The sequence below is a fragment of the Streptomyces sp. NPDC049040 genome (assembly GCF_043197715.1).
Taxonomy (GTDB): Bacteria; Actinomycetota; Actinomycetes; order Streptomycetales; family Streptomycetaceae; genus Actinacidiphila.
On sequence record NZ_JBICTO010000005.1, the window covers coordinates 73,527 to 97,419 of the forward strand.

Consider the following 23,893-nt stretch of genomic DNA (forward strand, 5'->3'; position numbering starts at 1 on the left):
GCAACACCCCCACCGGCGCTGCGACGATGACTGCCGAACAGACACCGCACACTTTCCAGGTCGATCTCCGCGGCCTGGTGGACCTGCTGTCCCACCACCTCTACTCCAGCCCCAGGGTCTACCTGCGCGAACTGCTGCAGAACGGCGTCGACGCCGTCACCGCCCGCCGCGCCGAGGACCCGGCCGCACCTCCCGGGCAGGTCCTGCTGCACACCGGCGACGGCGGTCTGCGGGTGGAGGACTCCGGTATCGGCCTGACCGAGGCCGACGTGCACAACCTGCTCGCCACGATCGGCCGCAGCTCCAAGCGCGACGGCCTGGAGTCCGCGAGGGCCGACTTCCTCGGCCAGTTCGGCATCGGCCTGCTTGCCTGCTTCGTGGTCGCCGACTCCATCCGGGTGGTCAGCCGCTCCGCCCGCACCCCCGACGCGCCGCCGGTCGAGTGGACCGCGCGCGACGACGGCTCGTACACCGTACGCACCCTGCCCGACGATGCCCGGCCGGAGGCGGGCACCACCGTGCACCTCACCGCGCGGGCCGGATCCGGCGAGTGGTTCGACGCCGCACGCGTCACCGAACTGGCCAGGGACTTCGGCGCGTTGCTGCCCTACGACGTCCGGGTCGACGGCGTCGCCGTCGCCGAGCGCCCACCGGTGTGGGACCGCCACCACGCCGGCCCCGCCGCCCGCCGCACCGAGCTGGCCCGCCACTGCCAGCGGCAGTTCGGCTTCCTGCCACTGGACTGCATCGAACTCGACGTGCCGCTCGCGGGCCTGCGCGGCGTCGCGTACGTCCTCCCCTCCGCGGTCAGCCCCGCCCAGCGGGCCGGCCACCGGGTGCACCTCAAGGGCATGCTGCTCACCGACCAGGCCGCCGAACTCCTGCCGGAATGGGCCTTCTTCGTCCGCTGCGTCATCGACACCGACAGCCTGCGCCCCACCGCCTCCCGCGAACACCTCTACGCCGACGAGACGCTGGCCACCGTGCGCGACGCGCTCGGCGACCGGATCAAGGAGTGGATGACGGCACTCGCCGCCGGTGAGCCGGAACGGCTCGGCCACTTCCTGTCCGTGCACCACCTCGGCGTCAAGACGCTCGCCCGGCACGACCCCGACCTGCTCCGGGTGATGCTGCCCTGGCTCCCGTTCGAGACCACCGAAGGCCGGGTCCCGCTCGACGAGTTCGCAGGACGCCACCCGATCGTGCACTTCACGCGCACCGTCGAGGAATTCCGCCAGGTCGCCGGGATCGCCGCCGCACAGGGGATCGGCGTGGTCAACGGCGGCTACACCTACGACGCCGACCTGATCGAGATGCTGCCGCTGGTCAGGACCGGCACCCAGGTGGCCGAGCTGGACGCCGACACCGTCACCGCGCACCTCGACTCGGTCGACCCGGCCCAGGAACTCGCGCTGGCCGGCTTCCTCGCCGCCGCCCGCGCCGCTCTCGACCCGCTCGGCTGCGACGTCGTCCTGCGGTCCTTCCACCCGCTCACCGTGCCCGCGCTGCACCTCGACGACCGCGCGGCCCGGCACGAACGCGCCCGCGAGGAGGCCCAGGAGCAGGCCGACGACCTGTGGGCCGACATCCTCGGCTCGCTGCGCGGCGGCGCCCCCCGCGCCCGCCTCGTGCTCAACCACCTGAACCCGCTGGTCCGCAGGATCGGGGCGCTCGCCTCCGGCGAGCTGGCCGGCACCGCCGTCCAGGCGCTCTACGGCCAGGCACTGCTCATGTCGCAGCGCCCGCTGCGCCCGGCCGACACCGCCCTGCTGAACCGGGCCTTCCTCGACCTGCTGCAGTGGGCGACCGACCAATCCGCGGACCAGGACGGAAACCGCGACGGGAAACGGGAGGACGGCCGGTGACCACCGGGACCCCGCGCAGTGCCGACGCCATACGCCAGGCGCTCGGTGAGAACCGTGCCGAGCCCGAGGGCGCCGCCCGCAACGCCCGCGCGGAACGCCTCGCCGAGGAGGCCGAACTCACCGGCGACCGCCCGCTGCTGGTGGACGCGCTGTTCAACCTGCTGATCGCGTACAACTACAGCGCCGAGGCCGACAAGAAGTTCGTGCCCTTCGCCCGGGTGCTGAGGATGTGGGACGAGGACCCGGCGGACTTCGACGAGTTCGCCGCACACAGCCTGCACTGGTACTTCAAGTGGGTCTCCAGCGGCATGCTCGACCAGCCGCACATCCCGCTCGCCGCCATCGAGAAGTGGCAGGGCGAGATGGCGCACCGCTACCGCCTCGCCGGCTACTCGGAACGGGCCGTGCGGCAGGGCGAATTCCGCATCGCCCGGCACATCGGGGACCGGGAGCGGGCCGAAGGGGCCTACGCGGCCTGGCAGTCCGCCGACCGGGACCGGATGAGCGACTGCCACGCCTGCGAACTCCACCTCCAGGGCGCCTGGCAGGCACACCTCGGCCAGGACGAGGCGGCACTGGAGAGCTGGCAGCCGGTGCTCGGCGGCGAGTTGCACTGCGCCCACGAACCGCACGCGGTGCTCGCCGGCTCGCTGCTGCCGCTGCTGCGGCTCGGGCGCACCGACGAGGCCCGCGCGCACCACCTGCGCGGCTACCGCATGGTGCGCACCATGGAGAGCATGCGCGCCTCCGTGGCGCAGCACATCGAGTTCTGCGCGCTCAGCGGCAACGAGGCCCGCGGCCTGGAGATCCTCGCCCAGCACCCCGCGCACTTCACCACCACGGGCGACCCCGACAGCCTGATGGACCACCTGTCCGTCACCGCCCTGCTCACCGCCCGGCTGTGCGCGCTCGGCCACGCCGAGCAGCAGGTCCCGGGCCCCGAGGGCACCGCGTGGACCGCCTCCGCACTGCACGACCACGCGAAGAGCCGGGCGCTCGACCTCGCGGGGCAGTTCGACCGGCGCAACGGCACCGACGCCGTCTCCACTGCAGTCCGCGCCCGGATGTCCCGCGGCCCGCTGGTGGACCGCCTCCCGCTCGGCGTCCGCGCCCCCCGGCTGGCGGCGCCGCCGACCGCCGGCGATACCGCCGCCCCGGCCGCCGGGCAGGGCAGGCCCGTCGACGCGGAGCAGCCCGACATCGCCGCGCTGGTCGCGGAGGCGCGGCGGCTCACCGAGAACGGCCTGCCGCACGCCCGCGAGGCGTGGGCGGCGGTCGGGAGCGCCGCCCAGCGCACCGGTGCCCCGCTCGACGCCAGGACCCGCGCCGAGGTCGCCGACCACGCGGGGATGGCCGCGTTCGACGAACCCGACAGGGCCATCGAGCTGTTCGCCCTCGGGGCCGCGCTCTTCGAGGAAGCCGGCGACATCGCGGAGGCCTCCGCCTGCCGTGCCCGTGGCGCCTACGCGGACATGCTGGCCGGCCGGGTCGCGCGCGGCCTCACCGGTGTCGGGGAGCAGAGCGCCCTGCTGCGCACCCTCCAGGGCGAAGGACGGGCCACCGTACGCCAGTTGACCGGCGCGCTGCTGCTGCGCTGCCGCATCCTGGTGCAGTCGGTGGCGGACGCCGACGACCAGGACCTGGCACTGTCCCTGGCCGAGGAGCAGGCCGCGGAGGTCGTCGGGTGGTGCGAACGGCACCCGGACGAGACCGCGTCGGCCGCCAGGCTGGCCGACGCCACCGCCCTGCTCGGGCGGCTCGCGCTGGGACGCGGCGACCACGACGCGGCGATCGCCCTGCTCAGCCGGGCCGCCGACCTGCACCACGAGGCCGACCACTCCTGGTACGCCGCCGAGCCGGAGAGCGCGCTGGCCGAGCTGTCCCTGCGGCACGGCGACGACGCCGCGGCCGTCCGCCACGGGCTTGCCGCCCTCGACCACGGCGGTGACCTGCTGGAGCCCGCGCACCGCGCGCATCTGCACATGGTGGTCGCCCAGGCGCACGCCAACCTCGGCGAGGACGACGCGGCGGCCGACCACGCCCTCGACGCGAGCCAGTGGGCCGACGAGGCGGGCGACAGCGAAGGCGGCGGCGCGAATGCCCGGCTGATGCTCGGCGGTGCGCTGCGCCGCCTCGGCCGCACCGCGGAGAGCGGCGCGGTCCTGGAGTCGGTGCTGCCCGACCGGGAGCGCGGCCACGGTGAGGGCGCGGTCGTCCAGGCCAGGTGGTGGCTCGCCGAATGCCAACTCGACCTCGGCGAGGCCCGTGAGGCCGCCGAGCAGTTCCTGCTCGCGGCCAGGATCGCGGAGGGCTGGGAGGAGCCGCACGACCACGCCATGCTCGCCAACCTCGCCGCCGAGGCCCTCGGCCGCGCGCCGGGGCTGACCGACGAGGCGGTCAGCGCGTACGCCCGCGCCGAGGAGCTGTGGCGCGCGATCGGCGACCCGCGTGCCGCCGTCCGTACGCTGCGGGCCCGCGGCTGGCTGGAACTGCGCGAGGGGCGCGGCGGGGCGGCCGCGGCGCGCCCGCTGATGGACGCCGCGGTCGAGACCGCGGCCGGCGCGCTCGCGGCCGCGCCCGCCGGCAGTGACACGGCGGCCCGCCTGCGGTTCGACCTCTCCGACAGCTACCGGCAGACCGCGGAGCTCCTCGTCAGGGCCTGCGACGGGTCACCCGGCGAGGACCCGTCGGCCGCCCCCGCCTACGAGGAGGCGGTGGTGCTCGCCGACCTCGCCGCCGAGACCCTGGCCCCGCTGGGCGCCGCCGCCCGCGACGCGCGCACCGGCGCCAATCTGCTGGCAGGCTGGCTCGACCTGGACCTGTCCCGTGCCGCGTCGGCCGCCACCCGCGCCCGGGAGGTCGCGGCCGAATACGCCGACACCCAGGGTGCGGTCCCCGACCAGCGCCGCGAGGAGGCGGCCTCGCTGCTGGAATCCGCGGCCGGACCTCCTGGCGAGCCGGCGGGCTGAGCGCCGGCGCTACGCGCTCCCGCCCGGTTCGAGTGCGTGGATGTGGCCCGCCACGGGGAACTTCGGCGGGTGCGGGGCGAGCTCGCCGCGCAGCGGGAAGCCGCACTTCACCGCCACCCGGCAGGACGCCGTGTTGTCGACGTCGTGCAGGAGTTCCAGCCGGGTCAGCGACGGGCCCCGGTCCCCGCCCAGCGCCCAGCGGGCCACCGCGTCCACCGCGAGGGGCGCGATGCCCCGGCCGCGTACCTGCGCCGACGTCCAGTAGCCGATCTCCGCCGACGGCGCGCCAGCCGTCTTGCGCTTCACCGCCACGTGCCCGACCGGGAGCGCGGTGTCCTGCCCGACCACCGCGAAGCTGAACCGCATCCCCTCCGCCCAGGCCGCGGTCTGCTCGTCGATCCACCGCCTGGCCGCCTCGGTGCCGTCGAGCGACGTCATCAGCCACCGCTTCATGCCGGCGTCCCGGTGCGCGGCGGCCAGCGCCTCCGCGTCCTGCGCCCGCCACGGGCGCAGCAGCAACCCCGGCCTTCCCGCCTGCGCGGGCACGGTGAGCTCGACGGTCATCCCCAGGCCTCCCCTGTCTCCCCCGACAATCTACGTGCACGGTGCACCGGCCGGTCCACCAGGAGGCGTACCGCGCGGGCGATCGCCTCCGGGGCCAGGTGGGCGTAGCCGACCACCAGCCTGACCCGCCCGTCGCCGTCGCCCTCGCCGTCGCCGTCCGCGGGCCGCCCGGCGGCCGCGCGGTAGTCCGACAGCGGCCTGACGGCGACGCCCGCCCTGGCCGCCGCGGCGAGGAAGCGCGGCTCGGGCCCGTGGTGTGCGGGCAGCGTGACGATCGCGTGCAGCCCGGCCGCGATGCCGCTCACCTCGGCGCCGGGCGCGTACTCGGCCAGCGCGGCGACCAGAGCGTCCCTGCGGGCCCGGTAGAGCCGCTGGCAGCGTCGCAGCTGGCGGTCGTACCCGCCGGAGGTGAGGAAGTCGGCGAGCACGGCCTGCTCGGTGACCGGGTGGCCGAGGTCCATCGTCCGCTTGCGCTCCGCGACCTCCGCGACGAGGTCCCGTGGACCCACAAGCCAGCCCAGCCGCAGCCCGGGGGCGAGGGACTTGCTGGCCGAGCCGGTGTAGACGACATGCCCGGGGGCGAGCCCCTGGAGCGCGCCCACCGGCTGCCGGTCGTAGCGGAAGTCGCCGTCGTAGTCGTCCTCGACGACGACACCGCCGCACTCCCGCGCCCAGTCGGCGAGCGCGGCCCTGCGGGCGGCGGAGTAGGCGACGCCCGACGGGAACTGGTGGCACGGCGTGACCACCGCGGACCGTACGCCGCTGGCGGCCAGCGCCGCGACGGACAGGCCCTCCGCGTCCACCGGGACCGGCACCGCTGTCAGGCCGGTCGCGCCGAGCAGCACCGCGTGCTCGGGGCTGCCGGGGTCCTCGACGGCGGTCGCGCGCTGCCCGCGGGCGTGCAGCACCAGCCCGAGCAGGGTGTGCGCCTGGGCCACTCCCGAGGTGACCACCACCTGGTCGGCGTCGGCGGCCACCCCCCGCCGCCTGCCCAGCAGCGCCGCGAGTGCCGCCCGCAGCTCGGGCAGCCCGCGGGGATCGGGGTAGCCGAAGGCGCGGTGCGGAAGCGCGGTCATCACCCGGCGGTGGGCGGCGGACCACGCGGCGCGCGGGAAGAGCGCGAGGTCGGGGAGTCCCGGCCGCAGGTCGTCAGGGCCGCCGCGGTCGTCGGCGGCGAACACCGCGGCGGGCCGCGGCTCGGGCTCCTGCCCCGCCGCGGCCACCCAGGTGCCCGCGCCCTGCCGGCCGGCCAGATAGCCCTCGGCGGTGAGCTGCGCGTACGCGTCGGTGACCAGACCCCTGGACACCCCCAGGTCGGCGGCCAGTTCGCGGCTCGACGGCAGCTGCGTCCCGGGGCCGAGCCGCCCGGCGCGTACGGCCTCCCGCAGCGCGGCCTGCAAGGCCCTGCCCCGCCCGCGGCGGGAACCCGTTTCCTCCACCACCAGCACTTCCCACGCCGGTCCCCCCAGCTGCCCCCGCCTCGCGGCGTCCGCGGCACCGGCTGTCGCCCCGCCCGCGGGGGTGGTCTCGTCCGCTTCCATGGACCTGACCCTAGGGTCCGAAGTCCCGGTCACCGCACCGGCCTTCCGCGGGCGATTCGCGGGCCCGGCATCTCCCTGGCCGAAGGCGGAGAGGCCGGCTTCGCATACGATCTGCCGATGATCCGCCACCTGACCCGCGGTCGGTCGCTGCTCCTCCTCGGCATCTGCGCCGCCGCCGCGGTCTCGTTCTGCTGGTATGCCACACAGTCCGTGCGCCCGCCCTGCGGAGTCGTCGTCTTCAGCGGCCGCTACACCGGTCTCGGAGAGCTCAGCACCTCCCACGGCAGCGGGAAGGACGGAACGGGCGGGCAGCGGCCAGCAGGAGGCTCCCGGCAGCCCACTGCCGTACGCGGGTGCGACCCCGCGCACGCCCGCTGGCACGAATGGCTCGGCTGACCGCGCTGGCCGGCTCCGCGTGCCCGGGTCGCAATGAGGTGCACTGGTCCGCAAAACACGATGCCGATTGGACCTTAAACCGGACCAGTCGGCCTCCCTAGCGTTGCCGCATGACCTCCTCCCCTCGTGTCGGCATGCTCCTCGCGGCCCTCGCCTGCGTCCTGGTGGGCGCGTCCTTCACCGCGGGCGGCGCGCTCGTCGGCTACCCGCACGCCGGCGGCCAGGCCCTCCGCTACGGGGCCGCGTGCGCGCTGCTGGCGTGGCCGGCGGGGCGGGCCGGGGGAAGGGCGCGGCTCGCCGCGCTGGGGGCACGGCGCTGGGCGCTGGCGGCTGCGGTCGCCGGCGTCGGCATGGTCGGCTTCAACCTGTCGGTGCTGGCGGCCGAGCGCACGGCCCAGCCCGCCGTGCCCGGCGTGCTCGTCGGCTGCGCGCCGCTGGTGGTGGCGGTGCTCGTCCCGCTCGCCGCCGGGCGCAGGCCGACCCCGGCAGGGACCGCGGGGGCCCTGCTGGTGGCGGCCGGCGCCTTCGTGGTCCAGGGCTGGGGAGGTACGGACGGGCCGGGGCTGCTCTGGTCGGTGGCGGCGCTCGGCGGCGAGGTCGGATTCGCACTGCTCGCCGCGCCTTTGGTGGCCCCGCTGGGACCGCTGGCGCTGTCCGCGTGCGTGTGCGGGCTGGCCTCGGCCGAGGCCGCCGTGCTCGGACTGGCCCTGGACGGCCGTGCGGCGCTGCGCGTGCCGACCGGTGCGGAGGCGGCCGCGCTCGGCTGGCAGGCGGTCGTGGCCACCGTCATCGGCTTCGTGTGCTGGTACGCCGGCATGCAGCGGCTCGGCGCGGAGCGCGCCACGCTCTTCTCCGGCCTGATCCCGGTGTCGGCGGCGCTGACCGCCCCGCTGGTGGCGCTCGGCACCTTCGGCGTCGCCCAACTCACCGGCAGCGCACTGGTCGCGGCAGGGGTGGCGGCCGGTGCGGGCCGCCGTACCGGCCGGGAGCGGGGGCGGCTCCCGGGCGGGACGCGGCCGGCCGGGCGGGCGGCCCGGCCGCCCGCGGCCGCCGGCCGCAGGGGCTGAGCGGGCGGCCGCGGGGGGATGGGCAGCCGTGCCGAATCCCCCCGGGGGAATTGTCCGGCGGCGGGAACTCCGGCGGGATGGGGGGAGTTGTGTCAGTACGGGCCGGTGCGCGGCACCGGCCCGGCCAACTGCCCCGACCGGGCGCCCCCGTCCCGGTCGGGGCGCCGTCCCCTGTCCGCCCTCCTCGGGCGGCACGGGACGTACGGGCGAGCCGGCCGGGGACGCCTAAAGGCGGCGGGTGCGCCGCTACTTCACGCCCAGCAGCTGCTGGAGCGGGTCGATGGCGAAGTAGGCCAGGAAGCAGACGGACACGCCCCACACCAGCGGGTGGATCTCCCTGACCTTGCCGAGCGCAAGCTTGATGGCGACGAAGGACAGGAAGCCCGCCCCGATGCCGTTGGTGATGCTGTAGGTGAAGGGCATCGCGGCGATGGTGAGGAAGGCCGGGATCGCGACGTCGTACTGCGTCCAGTCGATGTTGCGCACCTGCGCCATCAGCAGGAAGCCGACCGCGACCAGCGCGGGAGCCGCCGCCTGCGAGGGCACGACCGCCGCGAGCGGCGACAGGAAGAGCGCCACCGCGAAGAGCGCCCCGGTCACCACGCTGGCGAGACCGGTGCGCGCCCCCTCGCCGACGCCCGCCGCCGACTCGACGTAGGCGGTGTTGGAGGACGCGGACGCCGCGCCGCCCGCGACGGCCGCGGCGCCGTCGATGAAGAGCACCCGGCCGATGTTCGGCACCCTGCCCTGCTCGTCCAGCAGCCCGGCCTCGCTGGAGATGCCGACGATCGTGCCCATGGCGTCGAAGAAGTCGGACAGCACCAGGGTGAAGACGAACAGCGACGCGGTCACCACGCCCGCCTCGGAGAAGCCGCCGAAGAGGCTGAAGTGGCCGATCAGCCCGAAGTCGGGGGATGCCACCACGTCGTGCGGCACCTTGGGGGCGGTCAGTCCCCATGCGCCGTCCGGCAGGTCGGCGACCTTGTTGACGATGATCGCCACGATGGTCATCACCACGATGCTGATCAGGATCGCGCCCTTGACCCTGCGGGCGACCAGTGCCACGGTCAGCAGCACGCCCAGGCAGAACACCAGCACGGGCCAGCCGGTGAGCGTGCCGGTGCCGCCGAGCTGCACCGGCACGGTGGTCTTGGCCGCGTCCGGGATGCGGCTGGCGAACCCGGCGTCGATGAAGCCGATGAAGGCGATGAACAGGCCGATGCCGACGCTGATGGCCTGCTTGATCGGCAGCGGGATGGCGTTCATGATCGCCTCGCGCAGGCCGGTGGCGACCAGGACGCAGATCAGCAGGCCTTCGAGCACCACCAGGCCCATCGCGTCCGGCCAGCTCATCTTGGGCGCGAGCTGGAAGGCGACCACGGCGTTCAGGCCGAGGCCGGCCGCCACCGCCAGCGGGAGATTGCCGCCGACGCCCATGATCGCGGTCATCACCGCGGCCACCAGCGCGGTCGCGGTGACCAGTTGGGTGGTCGACAGGTGGTGCCCGAACTTGTCCGTCGCCCCGGACAGGATGATCGGGTTGAGCACGAGGATGTACGCCATCGTGAAGAAGGTGGCGAGACCTCCGCGTATCTCCCGTCCGGGCGTCGAACCGCGCTCCGATATACGGAAGTAGCGGTCCAGCGCGTTGCCTCCGGGCGGGGGTGCGGACACCGGCTTCACGGTGTCCACGACGGGTCCTGGCATGGTGCTCCTCTGGATTTGCGAACCGGTGCCGGGGTGCTGCCGGGTACGTGTCCGGCAGGCGGGGCACACGGATTGTCCCCGCATGCGGGCCTGAACGGGTTTCCGCGGCGTTACCCGGTATCACCGTCGGGTTTCGGCCATGCTCAGGTCAACACCTGCGACACGACCGGCCGGTGGGGTTCGGCGGCGGCCGCCCCCTGCCCGGCGGCTGGACAGCGCCCCCGGCCTCCGGTGGGATGGGCGGGTGAGCGACGACAGCCGCACCCGGCCCCGGCCGGCCGCCACCGCGGCGGCCCCCGTCGGGACGGGCGCCGCCGAGGACTTCGAGCGGCACCGGCCGATACTGACCGGCGTCGCCTACCGCATGCTCGGCCGATTCGCCGACGCCGAGGACGTGGTCCAGGAGGCCTGGCTGCGCTGGGCCGACACCGACCGCACCCGGGTGCGCGAGCCCCGCGCCTTCCTGGTCCGCACCACCACCCGGCTGGCCATCGACCGGCTGCGGCACGTCCAGTCGCGGCGCGAGACGTACATCGGCGAGTGGCTGCCGGAACCGCTGACCACCGACACCGGCGCCGGGGCCGAGGAGCACGTCCTGCTGGCCGAAACCGTCTCCCTCGCGATGCTGGTCCTGCTCGAGTCCCTCTCACCGCTGGAACGCGCGGTCTTCGTGCTGCGCGAGGCCTTCGGCTACAGCCACGCCGAGATCGCCGCGGTCCTGGACCGCGCGGAGCCCGCGGTCCGGCAGCTCGCCGGGCGGGCCAGGCGCCATGTGGAGGCCCGCGAACAGCGCTTCGACGCCGACCGCGCGGTCGGCGCCGAAATCACCGAGCGCTTCCTGGCGGCCTGCACCGGTGGCGACCTCGACGCCCTGCTCGCGCTGCTGGCCCCCGACGTCCGGCTGATCGGCGACGGCGGGGGAGTGCAGAAGGCGCCGCGCCGCATCGTGTCGACCGCCTCCCACGTCGGCCGCTTCATGTACGCCATCTCCGACGACCTCCCACCAGCCGTGGGCATCGCCTTCCGCGAGGTCAACGGCGCGCCCGCGATCGTCATCACCTCGTACGGAAAGCCGCACACCGTGGTGTCCCTGGAGACCAGGGACGGCCTGGTCGTGCGCGTCTACCTGCTGGCCAACCCCGGGAAGCTCACCGGCATCAGATGACCGGCACCGACGCCCGCGTGACCGGCACCCGCTGACCGCGGGGCGCCCTGCCCCTACAGCCCGCCGGCGATCCGCAGCACCGCACCCGTGGTGTACGACGCCTCCGCCGACAGCAGCCAGGCCACCGCGCCCGCGATCTCCTCGGGCTGCCCCGGGCGCCGCATGGGCACCCGCTCGGGATTGCGCCACGGCCGCTGCGGGTCGCCCATCGACGCGTGGATGTCGGTGACCACCATCCCCGGCTGCACCGAGTTGACCCGCACCCCGTCGGGGCCCAGCTCCTTGGACAGCCCCACCGTCAGCGCGTCCACCGCCGACTTGCTCGCCGCGTAGTGCACGTACTCACCGGGGCTGCCCAAGGTGGCGCCGCCGGAGGAGATGTTCACGATCGCGCCGCCGTCGCCGCCGTAGCGGGTGGACATCTCCAGCGCCGCCCGCCGCGCGCACAGCAGGGCGCCCATCAGGTTGACGTCCACCACCCGGCGCATCACCTCGACCGGCGTCTCGGTGAAGCGCCCGAGCGGCCCGGTGATCCCGGCGTTGTTCACCAGCCCGGTGATGGGGCCCAGTTGCTCCTTGGCGGCGTCGAAGAAGGCGTCGACCTGGTCCGCCTCGCTGGTGTCGAGCTGGAAGAGCAGGCACTCGCCGCCCTGTTCGCCGATCCGCCGGGCCACGTCCTCGGCGGCGTCCTTCGCACGCTCGTAGCCGATGCCGACCCGGTGTCCCGCGCCGGCCAGCCGCAGGGCCACCGCCGCTCCGATGCCGCGACTGCCGCCGGTGACCAGTGTGACCTCGCCCATCTGCCATCCGCTCCTTCGTGCAGTGCCGCCCGACGCGACCGTCCGCGGCGGCTCCCCGATGATCACGAACGCTATCGCAGCGCACTGTCAACATCGCGTGAACGGTACACATACCCGCTTCCTGTGGGCCTGTGCCGGTTCGAGGATTGGTCTTGACCAAGTTCGCCGCCCGGCTCTATCGTCCCTAGTAGTGCAAGGACCTTTAATAAAGACTGGTTAGGAAACAAGGCTGAACAAGCCTTGAGCTGATTGTGAGGACAGGGTGGGGACCACGCAGCTCGAATCGGTGCCTGAGCCGAAGTACTGGCACCTCAAGACCGTGCTGAACGACGCCCTCGACTCGGAGTTCGAGGTCGGTGAGATCCTGCCGAACGAGCGGGACCTCGCCGCCCGCTTCGGCGTCGCGCGCGCGACGCTCCGTCAGGCACTGGAGCAGCTGGAACTCGAAGGAAGGCTCCAGCGCCGCCGCGGTGTCGGCACCACCGTGGCACCGCCGCGCATGGGCGTGTCCGTCGGTCCTTCGGCCAACGCGTGGCCCGGCGCGGGACCCGACTCCTGGGACACCGTCGGCTGCGTCGAGGCCGTCGCCCCCGCGGCGGTGGCCACCCTGCTCGGCACCGGCCCCGACCAGGCCGTGCACACCGTCCGCAGGGCCCGCGTCATGCGCGGCCAGCCGGTCGCGGCCGAACTGCTGTACGTACCGCCGGCGTCCGTACCCGGACTGCCGGGCGACCTGTCGCCTGCCGAGCACGCGCCCGCTGTGCTGCGCGAGCTGCACGCCCTGGAGCTGGCCGGCGAGGACCGGGCCGTCGAGCTGGGCTCGGCCCGCGCGGACGACGCCAAGCAGCTGGACCGGCTGCCGGGGGCGCCCGTCCTCGTCGTGACCTCGCGCTACTTCGCCGGCGGCCGGGTGGCCGCCGTGTCGGTCGCCACCTACCGCGCCGACACCTGCCGGCTGACCTTCGGCGACGCGGGCGCGTTCGAGGTCACCCACCACCAGCAGGACACCCGCCGGGCCTCCTGAGCCGGCACCCCCGCACCGCACCTGTGCGTGAGGCCCGCCCCTTCCCCGGGGCGGGCCTCACGCACAGGCACCTGCTGGCTCAGCGGCGCGCCATCGAGGTCTGCTCCACCGCGAAGAGCTGCTCCTCGACGTGGTCGAGCGCCAGCCGCAGCGCACCGGTGGCGATGGCCTCCTGGCCCAGCGCCGACAGCGTCACCTTCGGCGGGCGCAGGCAGTAGCGGGTCAGCTCGGCCCGCAGCGGCTCCAGGACACCGTCGAGGCCCGCCGCCCAGCCGCCGATCACCACCAGCTCCGGGTCGATCGCCAGCACCAGGGCCGCCACGTCGTGCACCAGCCGACGCAGGAAGCGCTCGACGGCATCCTTGGCCTGCACGTCGCCCTGCTTGGCCAGCGCGAAGACCCGCTCCACGGCGGGTTCGTCCAGCGGGTGCAGCGGCTCGCCCGTGGTCGACAGCAGGTACTCAGGGGTGACCTCGCGGCCCAGCAGGTGCAGGGCGCCGATCTCCCCCGCGGCGCCGCCGAAGCCGCGGTGCAGCCGCCCGCCGATCAGCGACCCGGCACCGGGGCTGAGCCCGGCCAGGACGAAGACCACGTCGTCGGTGCCGACCGCGACACCCTTCCAGTGCTCGGCCACCGCCGCGACATTGGCGTCGTTCTCCACCAGCACGGGGCAGCGGAAGGAACGCTGCAGCCGCTCGCCCAGCGGCAGGCCGGTCCAGCCCGGAAGCGCCGTGCTCAGCCGCACCTCGCCGTGCGCCTCCACGATGCCGGGACTGCCCACCCCGACCGCCCACAGCGTGCTGCGGGCCACCCCGGCCCTGCGCAGCAGCTCCGCGACCGTGCCGCGGACCCGTTCGAGCCGGTCGTCGGCGGACGCAGCCTCGTCGACGTCGCGCCCGTGCGAGCCCAGCAGCTGGCCGCTCAGGTCGGACAGCACCACCCGCACCTGGTGCGCGCCGATCTCGATGCCCAGCAGGTGCCCGGCCTCGGCGTGGAAGCGGAAGCGGCGGGCGGGCCTGCCCTGCTTGCGCGCGTCACCGGCCTCCGGGCCCACCTCCACGACCAGGTCGGACTCGGTCAGGCCCTCGATGACGCCCTCGACGGTGGGCCGGGACAGGCCGGTGCTGTGGACCAGCTCGGTGAGGGTGGGAGTCTGCGCCCCGCGCAGGGCATCGAGGACGACCGCGGAGTTGATCCGCCTGAGCAGGGACGGGTCCCCGCCGGTGAGTCGCCCCACGTATGTCCTCCCAGACTGTGCCTGTGTGTGGCGGATCGTACCCGGCCGGGAGCCGCGCGGCGAGTGCGGTCCCGTTACGTTTGTGAGCCGCCTGCCGCGCCTGAGCGGACCGGCCGCCGCGGGCGGTGCCGACGGACCGTCAGCCGCTCTGCCATGGCAGGCGGAACGCGGCGGACCGCAGCCTGCCGAACTCCTCGGCCAGCGCGGCGGGAGACCAGTGCGCGTTGAGGCCGCTGGGACTGGGCAGCACCCAGATCCTGGTCGGCCCGAGCGTACGCGGCTGCGGTCCGATCTGCGCGTGCCGGTCCGCGAAGGCGACCCGGTAGGCGGTCACACCGAGCACCGCGAGCCACGCCGGCCGGTGCCGGTCGACCTTCGCGGTGAGCAGCCGGCCGCCCTCGACCAGCTCCTGCGTGCTCAGCTCGTCCGCGCGGGCGGTGGCACGCGCGGCCACGTTGGTCACCCCGAGGCCGAGCCCCGGCAGCTGCCCCTGCTCGGCGGGCGCGAACCGCCTCGGGGTGAAACCCGAGGCGTGCAGCGCGGGCCAGAACCGGTTGCCGGGACGGGCGAAGTGGTGACCCGTGTACGCCGACATCAGCCCGGGGTTGATGCCGCAGAAGAGCACCCGCAAGCCGTCCGCCAGCAGGTCGTCCAGCGTACGTTCGCGGGCCGCCGCCGACTGCTCCGGGGTCAGAGGATCGCCCCGGGGCGGTACGCCGCCGCCTGCGGGTGCGCCTTGACGACGTCCTCGATCCGGCGGACCACCTCGGCGACCTGGCCGGCCGCGGCGCCGGTGAAGGACAGCCGGTCGGCCATCAGCGCGTCCAGCTGCGCACGGTCCAGCGGGATCCGCTCGTCGGCCGCGAGCCGGTCGAGCAGTTCGTTGCGCTCGGTGCCCTGCTCGCGCATCGCCAGCGCGGACGCCACCGCGTTCTCCTTGATCGCCTCGTGCGCGATCTCCCGGCCGACACCGGCGCGCACCGCGCCCATCAGCACCTTCGTCGTGGCCAGGAACGGCAGGTAGCGGTCCAGTTCACGGGCGACGACGGCGGGGAAGGCGCCGAACTCGTCGAGCACCGTCAGGAACGTCTCCAGCAGCCCGTCGAAGGCGAAGAACGCGTCGGGCAGCGCGACCCTGCGCACCACCGAGCACGACACGTCGCCCTCGTTCCACTGGTCGCCCGACAGCTCGCCGGTCATCGAGGCGTAGCCGCGCAGGATCACCATCAGCCCGTTGACCCGCTCGCAGGACCTGGTGTTCATCTTGTGCGGCATCGCCGACGAGCCGACCTGGCCCGGCTTGAAGCCCTCGGTGACCAGCTCGTGCCCCGCCATCAGCCGGATGGTCTTCGCCAGCGACGACGGCGCCGCCGCCAGCTGCACCAGCGCGGTCACCACGTCGTAGTCGAGCGAGCGCGGATAGACCTGGCCGACCGAGGTGAAGGCGCGCGAGAAGCCCAGGTGCGCGGCGATCCGCTGCTCCAGCTCCGCGAGCTTGGCGCTGTCGCCGCCGAGCAGGTCCAGCATGTCCTGCGCGGTGCCGACCGGGCCCTTGATGCCGCGCAGCGGATAGCGGCCCAGCAGGTCCTCGACCCGCTCGTAGGCCACGAGCAGCTCGTCGGCCGCCGTCGCGAACCGCTTGCCCAGCGTGGTGGCCTGCGCCGCCACGTTGTGCGAGCGCCCCGCCATCACCAGCTCCGCGTACTGCCCCGCCAGCTGCCCCAGACGGGCCAGCACCGCCACCGTGCGGTCCCGCACGTGGTCGAGCGACAGCCGGATCTGCAACTGCTCGACGTTCTCGGTCAGATCGCGGGACGTCATGCCCTTGTGGATCTGCTCGTGCCCGGCGAGTGCGTTGAACTCCTCGATCCGGGCCTTCACATCGTGCCGGGTGACCTTCTCGCGCTCCGCGATCGACCCCAGGTCGACCTGGTCGAGCACCCGCTCGTAGTCGGCGACGGCCTGCTCGGGCACCTCGATGCCCAGGTCCTTCTGCGCCCGCAGCACCGCCAGCCACAGCCGGCGCTCCAGCACGACCTTCTGCTCGGGGGACCACAGGGCGGCCAGCTCCGTGGAGGCATAGCGGCCGGCGAGGACGTTCGGGATACGCGGCTTGGCTGTCACGTGGCAAGAGCATACCGGCTGCCGATGGCATCAAGCCTCGTTCGGCCTGGTCACGCAGGCCCTGGTCAGGGCACCGCCGAAGCGGCCGCGGCCGGCCGGCGCCCCACCGCGCGCCCGGCGGCCAACGGTCTTACGTTGGCTGGGTGGGCCCCCGCGACACCGAGGAGTGGACATGGTTCGCGACAACAAGATGGGCAAGGCCAAGAAGAAGGCGAAGGACGCCATGGACGTCGGCTCCGAGAAGCGCAAGCGGGCCGAGGCAGGCAAGACCGAGGCCGCCAGGCAGGCGGCCAGGGAGCAGGCCGACGACGCGGGCAGGAACGGCCCCATGGAGTCGATCAGGCGCGACGACAGGAAGTGACCCGCGGCCGGGCGCTCACCCTCCGGGGTGGGCGCCCGCCGCCGTGCCTGGTCCGTGTCCTGTCAGCCGCCGACCTCGTGGCGCACCGACTCCGACTCCGGCTCCGACGCCGGCCGCGGCAGGTACGGCAGCAGCTCGGGCCGCTTGGCCGGGCGGCCGTCGCCCGAGGAGCGGCCGGTCAGCCGGCGGCCGATCCACGGCAGCAGGTGCCGGCGGGTGAAGCGCAGGTCGGCGCCGCGGCGGGCGGCCCAGCCGGGGCGCACCGCGGGCGGCAGCAGGAGCGTCCAGTCGGACTGCGCGGGCAGGCCGAGTGCCTGCCAGACGGCCTCCGCGACCCGCTCGTGGCCCTCTGCGGTCAGGTGCAGCCGGTCGTCGGCCCACATCCGCGGGTCGCCCAGCACCTCCGCGCCGTAGAGGTCCACCACGATCGCACCGTGCTCGGCGGCCAGCTCGTCGATGAAGGCGAACAGCTGCTCCATCCGCGGCAGGAACCGGGTGGCGACAGGTCCGCGGCGCGCCGGGCTGCGCATCAGCACCAGCTGCCCGCAGGACGGCGCGAGCCGCCGCACCGCGCTCTCCAGGTGCCCGCAGACGGCGTCCACATCGCAGCCGGGGCGCAGTACGTCGTTGAGCCCGCCGACCAGGGTCACCAGGTCCGCGTCCATCGCCGCGGCGGCGTCCACCTGGCTCTCGGCGATCTGCCGGATCAGCTTGCCGCGCACCGCCAGGTTCGCGTACCTGAAGCCGTCGCCGTCGGCCGCGTGCGGGAGGGCCGCCAGCCGGGCGGCGAGCAGATCGGCCCACCCGCGGTAGTCGCCGTCGGGCAGGAGGTCCGACATTCCCTCGGTGAAGGAGTCGCCGACGGCGACGAAACTGGTGTAGGTGAGGTCGTTCCGCATCGCCGGTGATCCTATCGGCAGCGCCGGGAGCACCGCGGCGAGGGCGGGACTACCCGACGAGCGACTGGGTGCCGAGCACGCCGAGCAGCGCCAGACGTTCGGCGTCCTCGGTGCCCGGCTCGGCCGTGTAGACCATGATCCGCAGATCGCAGCCCTCCACGCTGAGCAGGTCGCAGTCCAGCGTCAGCGTGCCCACCACGGGGTGGTCGACCGTCTTGCGGGACACGTCGTGCCGTTCCGCGGTGCCGGAGTCCCACAGCTCGGCGAAGCGCTCGCTGCCCGCGCGCAGTTCCGCGATCAGCCGCCGCAGCCGCAGATCGGCCGGATAGCGGTTCGCCGTCGCGCGCAGCCCGGCGACCTGTCCGGCCTCCAGCTTGCGCAGCGAGTCCGGGCTGTGGCGCACCTGGCTGCCCGAGCCGAGGAAGGTGCGCCAGACCGCGTTGCGGTCCTTGCCGTACCGCTCGCCCATCAGCGCCGTGTACATCGGGTTGGCGAGCAGCAGCGTCCAGGTCGCGTCGGACACCGCCACCGGCGTCCCGGTGAGCCGGTCCAGCAGCCGCTGCACGCTCGCCGGGATGTACGCGGGCACCGTGCCCTGCCCCGGTGGCACCAGTCCCGCGACATGGAAGAGGTGGTCGCGTTCCGCGGCCGACACCCGCAGCGCCCGCCCCAGGGCCTCGACGACCTGCTCCGACGGGTTGGCCGCCCTGCCCTGTTCGAGCCGGGTGACGTAGTCGACCGAGATCCCGGCGAGCAGCGCGAGCTCCTCGCGGCGCAGCCCGGCCGCGCGCCGCTGCCCGCCGGCGGGCAGCCCCGCCGTCTCCGGGGACACCCGGTCCCGCCAGCGCCGCAGCGTGTGCCCGAACTCCGTTGTCGCCATGACACCACTGTGCACCGCCCCGACCGGGGACGTCCTGGTACTGGTGGTCCCAGGAAGACGGGACATCTGGTGCGACCCGGTGGCTCCGCCGCACCGTGGCGGGCATGACAGCGATACTGATCACCGGAGCCAACAAGGGCCTCGGCTTCGAGACCGCCCGCCGCCTCGTCGCCGCTGGCCACACCGTCCACCTCGGCAGCCGCGACGCCGAACGCGGCCGCAGCGCGGCCGAGCGGCTGGGCGCCCGCGCGGTCCTGCTGGACGTCACCGACGACGCGTCGGTGGCGGCCGCGGTCAGGACCGTCGAGGCGGCCGGCGGCCTCGACGTCCTGGTCAACAACGCCGGCATCCAGTGCGAGATGGACGGCGACGGGGCCGTGGCCGGCGCCGCGGAGCTGACCGCGGACATGATGCGCACGACCTTCGAGACCAATGTCTTCGGCCTGGTGCGCGTGACCCGCGCCTTCCTGCCGCTGCTCCGGCGCTCGGCGGCCCCCGTCGTGGTCAACGTGAGCAGCGCCCTGGCCTCGCTGACCCGCCTCACCGATCCGGGCACCCACGCCTACGCCTACCCGGGCATGGCCTACCCGGCGTCCAAGACGGCGGTCAACATGCTCACCGTGCAGTACGCCAAGGCCTTTCCCGAGATGCGGATCAACGCGGTGGAACCCGGCTTCACCAGGACCGACCTGAACGCCAACACCGGCCAGCAGACCGTCGAGGAGGGGGCCGAGATCATCGTGCGGATGGCCCAGCTGGGCCCCGAGGGACCCACCGGGGGTTACTTCGACGCGCACGGCACGCTGCCCTGGTGATCCGCGGCGCCGGCCGGGACAGGACCTCGAGGACCCGGTCTAGAAGGGATCGGGGCCGACGAGCTCCTTGAGCACGTCCTCCATCGTCACCAGGCCGACGCCGCGCCCGTCCTCGTCCACCACCGCGGCCAGGTGCGCGCTCGCCGCCCGCATCGCGGTCAGGACGTCGTCGAGTGGGGCCGCTGCGCCGACCCGGGTGATCCGGCGCAGCGCGGAGCGGGGGAAGGCCGCCTCCCGGGGCTCGGCGTCCAGGGCGTCCTTCACATGGAGGTACCCCAGCACCCGCCCGTCCTCGTCGGCGACCGGGAAACGCGAGAAGCCGGAGCGCGCCGCCAGCGCCTCCAGGCCCTCGGGGGTGACGCCGAGAGGGGCGCGCACCACCCGGTCGGCCGGCCGGACGATCTCCCCGACCGGCCGCCGGCCCAGTTCGAGCGCGTCCCGCAGCCGCTCGGCCGACCGCTCGTCGAGCAGGCCCGCGGCGCCCGCGTCCCCCACCATCCTGGCCAGCTCGTCATCGGAGAAGACCGAGGCCACCTCGGAGCGCGGCTCCACCCGCAGCAGCCGCAGCAGCCCGTTCGCCACCGCGTTGATCCCGAAGATCACCGGACGCAGCGCCCGGGTGAACGCCACCAGCGGCGGCCCCAGCAGCAGCGCGGACCGCACCGGGTCGGCCAGCGCGATGTTCTTGGGCACCATCTCGCCGAAGAGCATGTGCAGATACGTGGCCAGCGCCAGTGACACCGCGAAGGCGATCGCGTGGATCGCGCCGTCCGGCACGCCCGCCCCGTGCAGCACCGGCTCCAGCAGATGCGCGATGGCCGGCTCCGCGACGATGCCGAGCACCAGGGTGCAGGCGGTGATGCCGAGCTGGGCCGCGGCCAGCAGCGGCGCCAGGTGCTCGAGACCCCACAGCACCCGGCCCTCCCGCCGGCCGCCCGCCTCGGCCCCCGACTCGACCTGCCCGCGCCGCACCGTGATCATCGCGAACTCGGCGCCGACGAAGAAGGCGTTCACCACCAGGGTGAGCAGGCCCACGAGCAACTCGACCACGGTCATGCGTACGGCCCCTGCCGTCCGGCCGGCGGTGACACCAGCCGCACCCGCGCCGCCCGGTGCCCGGACGCGTCGCCGACCTCGATCAGCCAGCCCGCGAGCCGTACCGAGTCGCCGCGCACCGGGATCCGCCCCAGCCGCTGCGCGATCAGCCCGGCCAGCGTCTCGTACGGCCCGTCGGGCACCCGCAGGCCGATCCGCCGCAGCTGGTCCTCGGTGCGTGTGGCGCCGTCCGCCTCGTAGATCCGCCGTCCGTCGGCTTCCTCGCGGACGAAGAGCAGGTCGGGCGGCTGCTCCGGGTCGTGCTCGTCGGTGACCTCGCCGACCACCTCCTCGATGATGTCCTCCAGCGTGGCCACCCCCGCCGTACCGCCGTACTCGTCGATGACCACCGCCATCGAGCGGGATTCCGACAGCCGGTCGAGCAGCCTGTCCACGGTCAGCGACTCGGGCACCAGCAGCGCGTCCCTGAGCAGCTCCGTCACCGGGGTCCTGGCCCGCCGCGCGGCCGGCACGGCGAGGACGTCCTTGATGTGCACGGTGCCGATCACCGAGTCGAGAGTGCCGTGGTAGACGGGGAAACGCGACAGGCCGGTGGCGCGGGTGGCGTTCGCGACGTCCGCCGCGGTCGCCAGCGCTTCCAGCGCGGTGACCTGGACCCTGGGCGTCATCACGTTCTCCGCGGTCAGATCGGCCAGGCCCAGCGTGCGGACGAACAGCTCCGCCGTGTCCGGCTCCAGCGCACCCGCCTGCGCCGAATGCCGGGCCAGCGCCTTGAGCTCCTGCGGCCCGCGAGCCGAGGCCAGTTCCTCGGCCGGCTCAAGGCCCATCCGCCGCAGCACCCGGTTGGCCGTGTTGTTCAGATGGTGGATCAGCGGCCCGAAGGCCGCGGTGAAGGTGCGCTGCGGCGCGGCGACGGCCTTCGCGACCGGCAGCGGCCGGGAGATCGCCCAGTTCTTCGGCACCAGCTCGCCGACCACCATCAGCACGACCGTGGACAGCCCGGTGCCCAGCACCAGTGCGAGCGGTGAAGCGGTGGATTCGGGCACACCGGCCGAGCGCAGCGGCCCGCGCAGCAGCTCCGCGATCGAACCGCGGGACAGCATGCCGATGATCAGCCCGGTCACCGTGATGCCGAGCTGGGCCCCCGACAGCTGCACCGTCAGCGAGCGCACGCCGGCCAGCGCCGCGGCGGCCCCGCGCTCACCGCGCTGCGCGGCCCGTTCCAGCACGCCGCGCTCGATGGTGGTCAGCGAGAACTCCGCCGCGACGAACACACCGCAGGCGAGACTGAGGAGCAGGGCCAGGAGCAGGAGCAGCGCTTCGGTCATCGGACACCTCGGTCCCATGATCGGTCAGCCGCCGCCCGGCCGCACCCAGTGCGCACCCGCCGCCGGCGCCCGCGCCGCGGACGGCGGCCCGCTCAGGCGCTGCGCAGCGGCTTCGTCCAGCGCCGCCACTGCGGCTCCGGCGCGTAACCCGCGGCCCGCCAGGCGTACTGGGCGCGCTCGTTGCGCTCCAGGACCATGGCGTCGCCGCGGCGTCCGCCCAGCGCGGTGAACCTCGCCTCGGCCGCGTCGAGCAGCACCCGCGCGACACCCTGGCGGCGGGCGTCCGGGTGGACGGCCAGCCGGTACAGATGGCACCGCCAGCCGTCGAAGCCGGCGATCACCGTGCCCACCAGGACGCCGTCCCGCTCGGCGAGCAGCAGGGCGCCGGGGTCGGTGTCGACCAGCCTGCGGAAGCCGGCCTCGTCGTCGCTGATGCTGGTGCCCTCGGCGGCCACCCGCCAGAAGGCCAGGACGGCGCCGCAGTCCGCGCGCCCCGCGGGTCTGACACAGGGAGTGATCATGTCCGCCATCCCACCACCGGCCCGCCGCCCGCCGCCCGCAATTCCGCGATACGGACGGCCGCGGGCAGCGCCCTTGCCGCTACTAGCGGATCAGCGCTAGCTTGGAGGCATGGCGAAGACCCAGTTGAACGTGCGGGTGGACGAGACCACCGCCGAGACCGCGCGGGAACGCGCCTCGCAGCGCGGCATCAGCGTGAACCGCTACATCGAGGAACTGGTCCAGCGGGACGAGGGCGAGAACGGCAGGGCCTTCGTCCAGGCGGCGGCCGACTTCATGAAGCAGTACGAGCAGGTCTTCGCGGAGGAGTTCGGCAGCCGGGACGACGCCCCGGGCGAGGGCCGGGGTGAAGGCCCCCGTTGAGCCTGCGCATCGATCTGGCCTGGCTGCTCATGGTCGCCGAGCACAACACCCCCGGCGACCCCCAGGTCACCGACTGGGGCGCGCTGGTGGCCGCGGTCGGAAGGCACGACGCCGAGATATTCGGGCTGCCCGTCTACCCCGACGACCACACCCGCGCCGCCGCGCTGCTCCAGCTGCTGCTGCACGTCCCCGCCCTGGAACGGTCCAACGCGCTGTTCGCCACCGCGGTCGCCTACGCCTACCTGGTCGCCGGCGGCCTGCACGTCACCACCACCCCCGAGCAGGTCCGCGACCTGGCCCGGCTGGTCAAGGACGGCTCCGCCGGCGTCCACCGCATCGCCGACGAGCTGCGGGCCTGGACCGTCACCGTCTGACGTGCCGGCCCGGCGGCCGGCCGCGGCCCGCCGACAGGACGACCCGCGCCCGCTAGCCGCCGAACGCCGGCGGTGCGTAGGCCTTCGCGAAGGCCTCCGCGTCCCACGTACCGCCGAGCTGCGGTGCCAGCCAGTCCGGCGCGGCGGCCCGGAAGGCGGCAGGCGACAGAGCCGCCACGGCCTGCGGCAGCGCGCCGAGCAGCGGCGCGCCCGCCACCTGGGGAAGGTCGGTGATGTTGCAGCACTCGGCCAGATCGGGGTCACCGCGCCAGCTGCCGAAGATCACCCCGGCGCAGCTGATCTTGCGGCTGCTCAGCGCCTCCGCGCTCAGCGCCGCCGCGTTGAGGGTGCCGAGTCCCGGCGGCGTCACCAGCAGCACCCTGGCGCGCAGCATCCGGGCCGCGTCGGCGAGCGTCGAGCCCTCCGCGTCGTAGCGCACCAGCAGTCCGCCCGCGCCCTCCACCAGCACCACGTCGTGGACCGCGGCGAGCTTCGCCGCGGCCTCGGCGATCTCGTCGGGACCGATGGTGGGCAGCCCCGACCGCGCGGCCGCGGTGGCGGGCGCCAGCGGCTCGGGATAGCGGGCGAGCTCCACCGCCGTCACCGCCCCGGCCAGCCGGGCCACCTCCGCGGCGTCACCCGGCTCGCCCTCCGCGACCCCGGTCTGCGCGGGTTTGAGCACGGCCACGCTCAGCCCCTGGGCCAGGGACGCGGCGGCCACCGCTGCGGTCGCCATCGTCTTGCCGACCTCGGTGCCCGTACCGGTGATGACCACGATGGCCATGGGTGTCGCTCCGTTCCTCGTCGTCGTGCCTGCCCGCCCCCGGTCGCCGTGAAGG

Annotated in this window: 23 protein-coding genes; 10 read left to right on the top strand and 13 right to left on the bottom strand. The window is 74.4% G+C overall.

Annotation, left to right across the window (positions count from 1 at the left end):
- The first annotated feature begins 26 nt into the window (after positions 1 to 26).
- Together ACGFMP_RS15840 and ACGFMP_RS15845 are read left to right on the top strand one after the other, a co-directional pair.
- The gene (locus ACGFMP_RS15840) at positions 27 to 1,865 is read left to right on the top strand and encodes an HSP90 family protein (RefSeq protein ID WP_393672904.1); all 1,839 of its coding nucleotides are present in this window, start codon (positions 27 to 29) and stop codon (positions 1,863 to 1,865) included.
- A complete protein-coding gene (locus ACGFMP_RS15845) occupies positions 1,862 to 4,834 on the top strand; it encodes a tetratricopeptide repeat protein (RefSeq protein ID WP_393672905.1) in 2,973 nt (990 codons plus the stop codon). The genes ACGFMP_RS15840 and ACGFMP_RS15845 overlap by 4 nt, the downstream gene beginning before the upstream one ends.
- A gap of 9 nt (positions 4,835 to 4,843) precedes the next feature.
- On the opposite strand, the gene ACGFMP_RS15850 is transcribed toward ACGFMP_RS15845, so the two are convergent.
- Entirely contained in the window at positions 4,844 to 5,398 is a 555-nt protein-coding gene (locus ACGFMP_RS15850; protein WP_393672906.1) for a GNAT family N-acetyltransferase, read from the bottom strand.
- Positions 5,395 to 6,939: a PLP-dependent aminotransferase family protein gene (locus tag ACGFMP_RS15855; protein WP_393672907.1), complete on the bottom strand. Its 1,545-nt coding sequence runs from the start codon at positions 6,937 to 6,939 to the stop codon at positions 5,395 to 5,397. The genes ACGFMP_RS15850 and ACGFMP_RS15855 overlap by 4 nt, the downstream gene beginning before the upstream one ends.
- A 117-nt stretch (positions 6,940 to 7,056) precedes the next feature.
- Here ACGFMP_RS15855 and ACGFMP_RS15860 point away from each other — a divergent pair, with 117 nt between their 5' ends.
- Together ACGFMP_RS15860 and ACGFMP_RS15865 are read left to right on the top strand one after the other, a co-directional pair.
- Complete coding sequence (locus ACGFMP_RS15860; protein WP_393672908.1) at positions 7,057 to 7,335, top strand: hypothetical protein; 279 nt, start codon at positions 7,057 to 7,059, stop codon at positions 7,333 to 7,335.
- Positions 7,336 to 7,445: 110 nt separating this feature from the next.
- Positions 7,446 to 8,402 (top strand): EamA family transporter, encoded by a 957-nt coding sequence (locus ACGFMP_RS15865; protein ID WP_393672909.1) that lies wholly within the window; start codon positions 7,446 to 7,448, stop codon positions 8,400 to 8,402.
- Positions 8,403 to 8,648: 246 nt separating this feature from the next.
- Here the strand turns inward: ACGFMP_RS15865 and ACGFMP_RS15870 are convergent, their stop codons facing one another.
- Positions 8,649 to 10,109, bottom strand: a complete 1,461-nt coding sequence (locus ACGFMP_RS15870; protein ID WP_393672910.1) for an NCS2 family permease — start codon at positions 10,107 to 10,109, stop codon at positions 8,649 to 8,651.
- A gap of 364 nt (positions 10,110 to 10,473) precedes the next feature.
- On the opposite strand from ACGFMP_RS15870, the gene sigJ reads away from it, so the two are divergent.
- Positions 10,474 to 11,274: an RNA polymerase sigma factor SigJ gene (gene sigJ / locus ACGFMP_RS15875; RefSeq protein WP_393673331.1), complete on the top strand. Its 801-nt coding sequence runs from the start codon at positions 10,474 to 10,476 to the stop codon at positions 11,272 to 11,274.
- Between the two features lie 53 nt (positions 11,275 to 11,327).
- On the opposite strand, the gene ACGFMP_RS15880 is transcribed toward sigJ, so the two are convergent.
- Positions 11,328 to 12,074: an SDR family NAD(P)-dependent oxidoreductase gene (locus ACGFMP_RS15880; protein WP_393672911.1), complete on the bottom strand. Its 747-nt coding sequence runs from the start codon at positions 12,072 to 12,074 to the stop codon at positions 11,328 to 11,330.
- Positions 12,075 to 12,336: 262 nt separating this feature from the next.
- Here ACGFMP_RS15880 and ACGFMP_RS15885 point away from each other — a divergent pair, with 262 nt between their 5' ends.
- Complete coding sequence (locus tag ACGFMP_RS15885) at positions 12,337 to 13,098, top strand: GntR family transcriptional regulator (RefSeq protein ID WP_393672912.1); 762 nt, start codon at positions 12,337 to 12,339, stop codon at positions 13,096 to 13,098.
- Between the two features lie 79 nt (positions 13,099 to 13,177).
- Here ACGFMP_RS15885 and ACGFMP_RS15890 read toward each other — a convergent pair whose 3' ends face one another.
- The 3 genes from ACGFMP_RS15890 to purB all read right to left on the bottom strand — a co-directional run bounded on the left by ACGFMP_RS15890 (position 13,178) and on the right by purB (position 16,459).
- Positions 13,178 to 14,335 (bottom strand): ROK family protein, encoded by a 1,158-nt coding sequence (locus ACGFMP_RS15890; RefSeq protein WP_393672914.1) that lies wholly within the window; start codon positions 14,333 to 14,335, stop codon positions 13,178 to 13,180.
- Positions 14,336 to 14,474: 139 nt separating this feature from the next.
- Positions 14,475 to 15,029 (bottom strand): G/U mismatch-specific DNA glycosylase, encoded by a 555-nt coding sequence (gene mug / locus ACGFMP_RS15895; protein ID WP_393673332.1) that lies wholly within the window; start codon positions 15,027 to 15,029, stop codon positions 14,475 to 14,477.
- A complete protein-coding gene (purB, locus tag ACGFMP_RS15900; RefSeq protein WP_393672916.1) occupies positions 15,026 to 16,459 on the bottom strand; it encodes an adenylosuccinate lyase in 1,434 nt (477 codons plus the stop codon). The genes mug and purB overlap by 4 nt, the downstream gene beginning before the upstream one ends.
- Before the next feature lie 172 nt (positions 16,460 to 16,631).
- On the opposite strand from purB, the gene ACGFMP_RS15905 reads away from it, so the two are divergent.
- Positions 16,632 to 16,820 carry a hypothetical protein gene (locus ACGFMP_RS15905; protein WP_393672917.1) on the top strand — a complete coding sequence of 63 codons (189 nt, stop codon included), beginning with the start codon at positions 16,632 to 16,634 and terminating at the stop codon, positions 16,818 to 16,820.
- Positions 16,821 to 16,882: 62 nt separating this feature from the next.
- Here ACGFMP_RS15905 and ACGFMP_RS15910 read toward each other — a convergent pair whose 3' ends face one another.
- Together ACGFMP_RS15910 and ACGFMP_RS15915 are read right to left on the bottom strand one after the other, a co-directional pair.
- Positions 16,883 to 17,719 (bottom strand): GDSL-type esterase/lipase family protein, encoded by an 837-nt coding sequence (locus tag ACGFMP_RS15910; protein WP_393672918.1) that lies wholly within the window; start codon positions 17,717 to 17,719, stop codon positions 16,883 to 16,885.
- A gap of 49 nt (positions 17,720 to 17,768) precedes the next feature.
- The gene (locus tag ACGFMP_RS15915; protein ID WP_393672919.1) at positions 17,769 to 18,599 is read right to left on the bottom strand and encodes a helix-turn-helix transcriptional regulator; all 831 of its coding nucleotides are present in this window, start codon (positions 18,597 to 18,599) and stop codon (positions 17,769 to 17,771) included.
- 104 nt (positions 18,600 to 18,703) lie between these two features.
- Here ACGFMP_RS15915 and ACGFMP_RS15920 point away from each other — a divergent pair, with 104 nt between their 5' ends.
- Entirely contained in the window at positions 18,704 to 19,414 is a 711-nt protein-coding gene (locus ACGFMP_RS15920) for an SDR family NAD(P)-dependent oxidoreductase (RefSeq protein WP_393672920.1), read from the top strand.
- A 39-nt stretch (positions 19,415 to 19,453) separates the two neighbouring features.
- On the opposite strand, the gene ACGFMP_RS15925 is transcribed toward ACGFMP_RS15920, so the two are convergent.
- The 3 genes from ACGFMP_RS15925 to ACGFMP_RS15935 form a co-directional block, all read right to left on the bottom strand.
- On the bottom strand, positions 19,454 to 20,470 hold the full coding sequence (locus ACGFMP_RS15925; RefSeq protein WP_393672921.1) for a hemolysin family protein: 1,017 nt from the start codon (positions 20,468 to 20,470) through the stop codon (positions 19,454 to 19,456).
- Positions 20,467 to 21,798, bottom strand: a complete 1,332-nt coding sequence (locus ACGFMP_RS15930; protein WP_393672922.1) for a hemolysin family protein — start codon at positions 21,796 to 21,798, stop codon at positions 20,467 to 20,469. Before ACGFMP_RS15930 ends, ACGFMP_RS15925 begins: the two co-directional genes overlap by 4 nt.
- Before the next feature lie 92 nt (positions 21,799 to 21,890).
- Positions 21,891 to 22,328: a GNAT family N-acetyltransferase gene (locus tag ACGFMP_RS15935; protein WP_393672923.1), complete on the bottom strand. Its 438-nt coding sequence runs from the start codon at positions 22,326 to 22,328 to the stop codon at positions 21,891 to 21,893.
- A gap of 100 nt (positions 22,329 to 22,428) precedes the next feature.
- On the opposite strand from ACGFMP_RS15935, the gene ACGFMP_RS15940 reads away from it, so the two are divergent.
- Positions 22,429 to 22,680 (top strand): antitoxin, encoded by a 252-nt coding sequence (locus ACGFMP_RS15940; protein WP_393672924.1) that lies wholly within the window; start codon positions 22,429 to 22,431, stop codon positions 22,678 to 22,680.
- A complete protein-coding gene (locus ACGFMP_RS15945; RefSeq protein WP_393672925.1) occupies positions 22,677 to 23,054 on the top strand; it encodes a fic family toxin-antitoxin system, toxin component in 378 nt (125 codons plus the stop codon). The genes ACGFMP_RS15940 and ACGFMP_RS15945 overlap by 4 nt, the downstream gene beginning before the upstream one ends.
- Before the next feature lie 52 nt (positions 23,055 to 23,106).
- Here the strand turns inward: ACGFMP_RS15945 and bioD are convergent, their stop codons facing one another.
- Entirely contained in the window at positions 23,107 to 23,838 is a 732-nt protein-coding gene (bioD, locus tag ACGFMP_RS15950) for a dethiobiotin synthase (RefSeq protein WP_393672926.1), read from the bottom strand.
- Between the last annotated feature and the right edge of the window lie 55 nt (positions 23,839 to 23,893).

What these genes read in the sequence shown, in the direction of transcription:
- ACGFMP_RS15910 (WP_393672918.1), bottom strand. Translation starts at nt 17,719, where the DNA reads ATGCGGAACGACCTCACCTACACCAGTTTCGTCGCCGTCGGCGACTCC.
- ACGFMP_RS15940 (WP_393672924.1), top strand. Translation starts at nt 22,429, where the DNA reads ATGGCGAAGACCCAGTTGAACGTGCGGGTGGACGAGACCACCGCCGAG.
- ACGFMP_RS15860 (WP_393672908.1), top strand. Translation starts at nt 7,057, where the DNA reads ATGATCCGCCACCTGACCCGCGGTCGGTCGCTGCTCCTCCTCGGCATC.
- ACGFMP_RS15930 (WP_393672922.1), bottom strand. Translation starts at nt 21,798, where the DNA reads ATGACCGAAGCGCTGCTCCTGCTCCTGGCCCTGCTCCTCAGTCTCGCC.
- ACGFMP_RS15870 (WP_393672910.1), bottom strand. Translation starts at nt 10,109, where the DNA reads ATGCCAGGACCCGTCGTGGACACCGTGAAGCCGGTGTCCGCACCCCCG.
- ACGFMP_RS15840 (WP_393672904.1), top strand. Translation starts at nt 27, where the DNA reads ATGACTGCCGAACAGACACCGCACACTTTCCAGGTCGATCTCCGCGGC.
- ACGFMP_RS15905 (WP_393672917.1), top strand. Translation starts at nt 16,632, where the DNA reads ATGGTTCGCGACAACAAGATGGGCAAGGCCAAGAAGAAGGCGAAGGAC.
- ACGFMP_RS15865 (WP_393672909.1), top strand. Translation starts at nt 7,446, where the DNA reads ATGACCTCCTCCCCTCGTGTCGGCATGCTCCTCGCGGCCCTCGCCTGC.
- ACGFMP_RS15880 (WP_393672911.1), bottom strand. Translation starts at nt 12,074, where the DNA reads ATGGGCGAGGTCACACTGGTCACCGGCGGCAGTCGCGGCATCGGAGCG.
- ACGFMP_RS15915 (WP_393672919.1), bottom strand. Translation starts at nt 18,599, where the DNA reads ATGGCGACAACGGAGTTCGGGCACACGCTGCGGCGCTGGCGGGACCGG.
- ACGFMP_RS15935 (WP_393672923.1), bottom strand. Translation starts at nt 22,328, where the DNA reads ATGGCGGACATGATCACTCCCTGTGTCAGACCCGCGGGGCGCGCGGAC.
- ACGFMP_RS15925 (WP_393672921.1), bottom strand. Translation starts at nt 20,470, where the DNA reads ATGACCGTGGTCGAGTTGCTCGTGGGCCTGCTCACCCTGGTGGTGAAC.
- sigJ (WP_393673331.1), top strand. Translation starts at nt 10,474, where the DNA reads ATGCTCGGCCGATTCGCCGACGCCGAGGACGTGGTCCAGGAGGCCTGG.
- ACGFMP_RS15850 (WP_393672906.1), bottom strand. Translation starts at nt 5,398, where the DNA reads ATGACCGTCGAGCTCACCGTGCCCGCGCAGGCGGGAAGGCCGGGGTTG.
- ACGFMP_RS15855 (WP_393672907.1), bottom strand. Translation starts at nt 6,939, where the DNA reads ATGGAAGCGGACGAGACCACCCCCGCGGGCGGGGCGACAGCCGGTGCC.
- bioD (WP_393672926.1), bottom strand. Translation starts at nt 23,838, where the DNA reads ATGGCCATCGTGGTCATCACCGGTACGGGCACCGAGGTCGGCAAGACG.
- ACGFMP_RS15920 (WP_393672920.1), top strand. Translation starts at nt 18,704, where the DNA reads ATGACAGCGATACTGATCACCGGAGCCAACAAGGGCCTCGGCTTCGAG.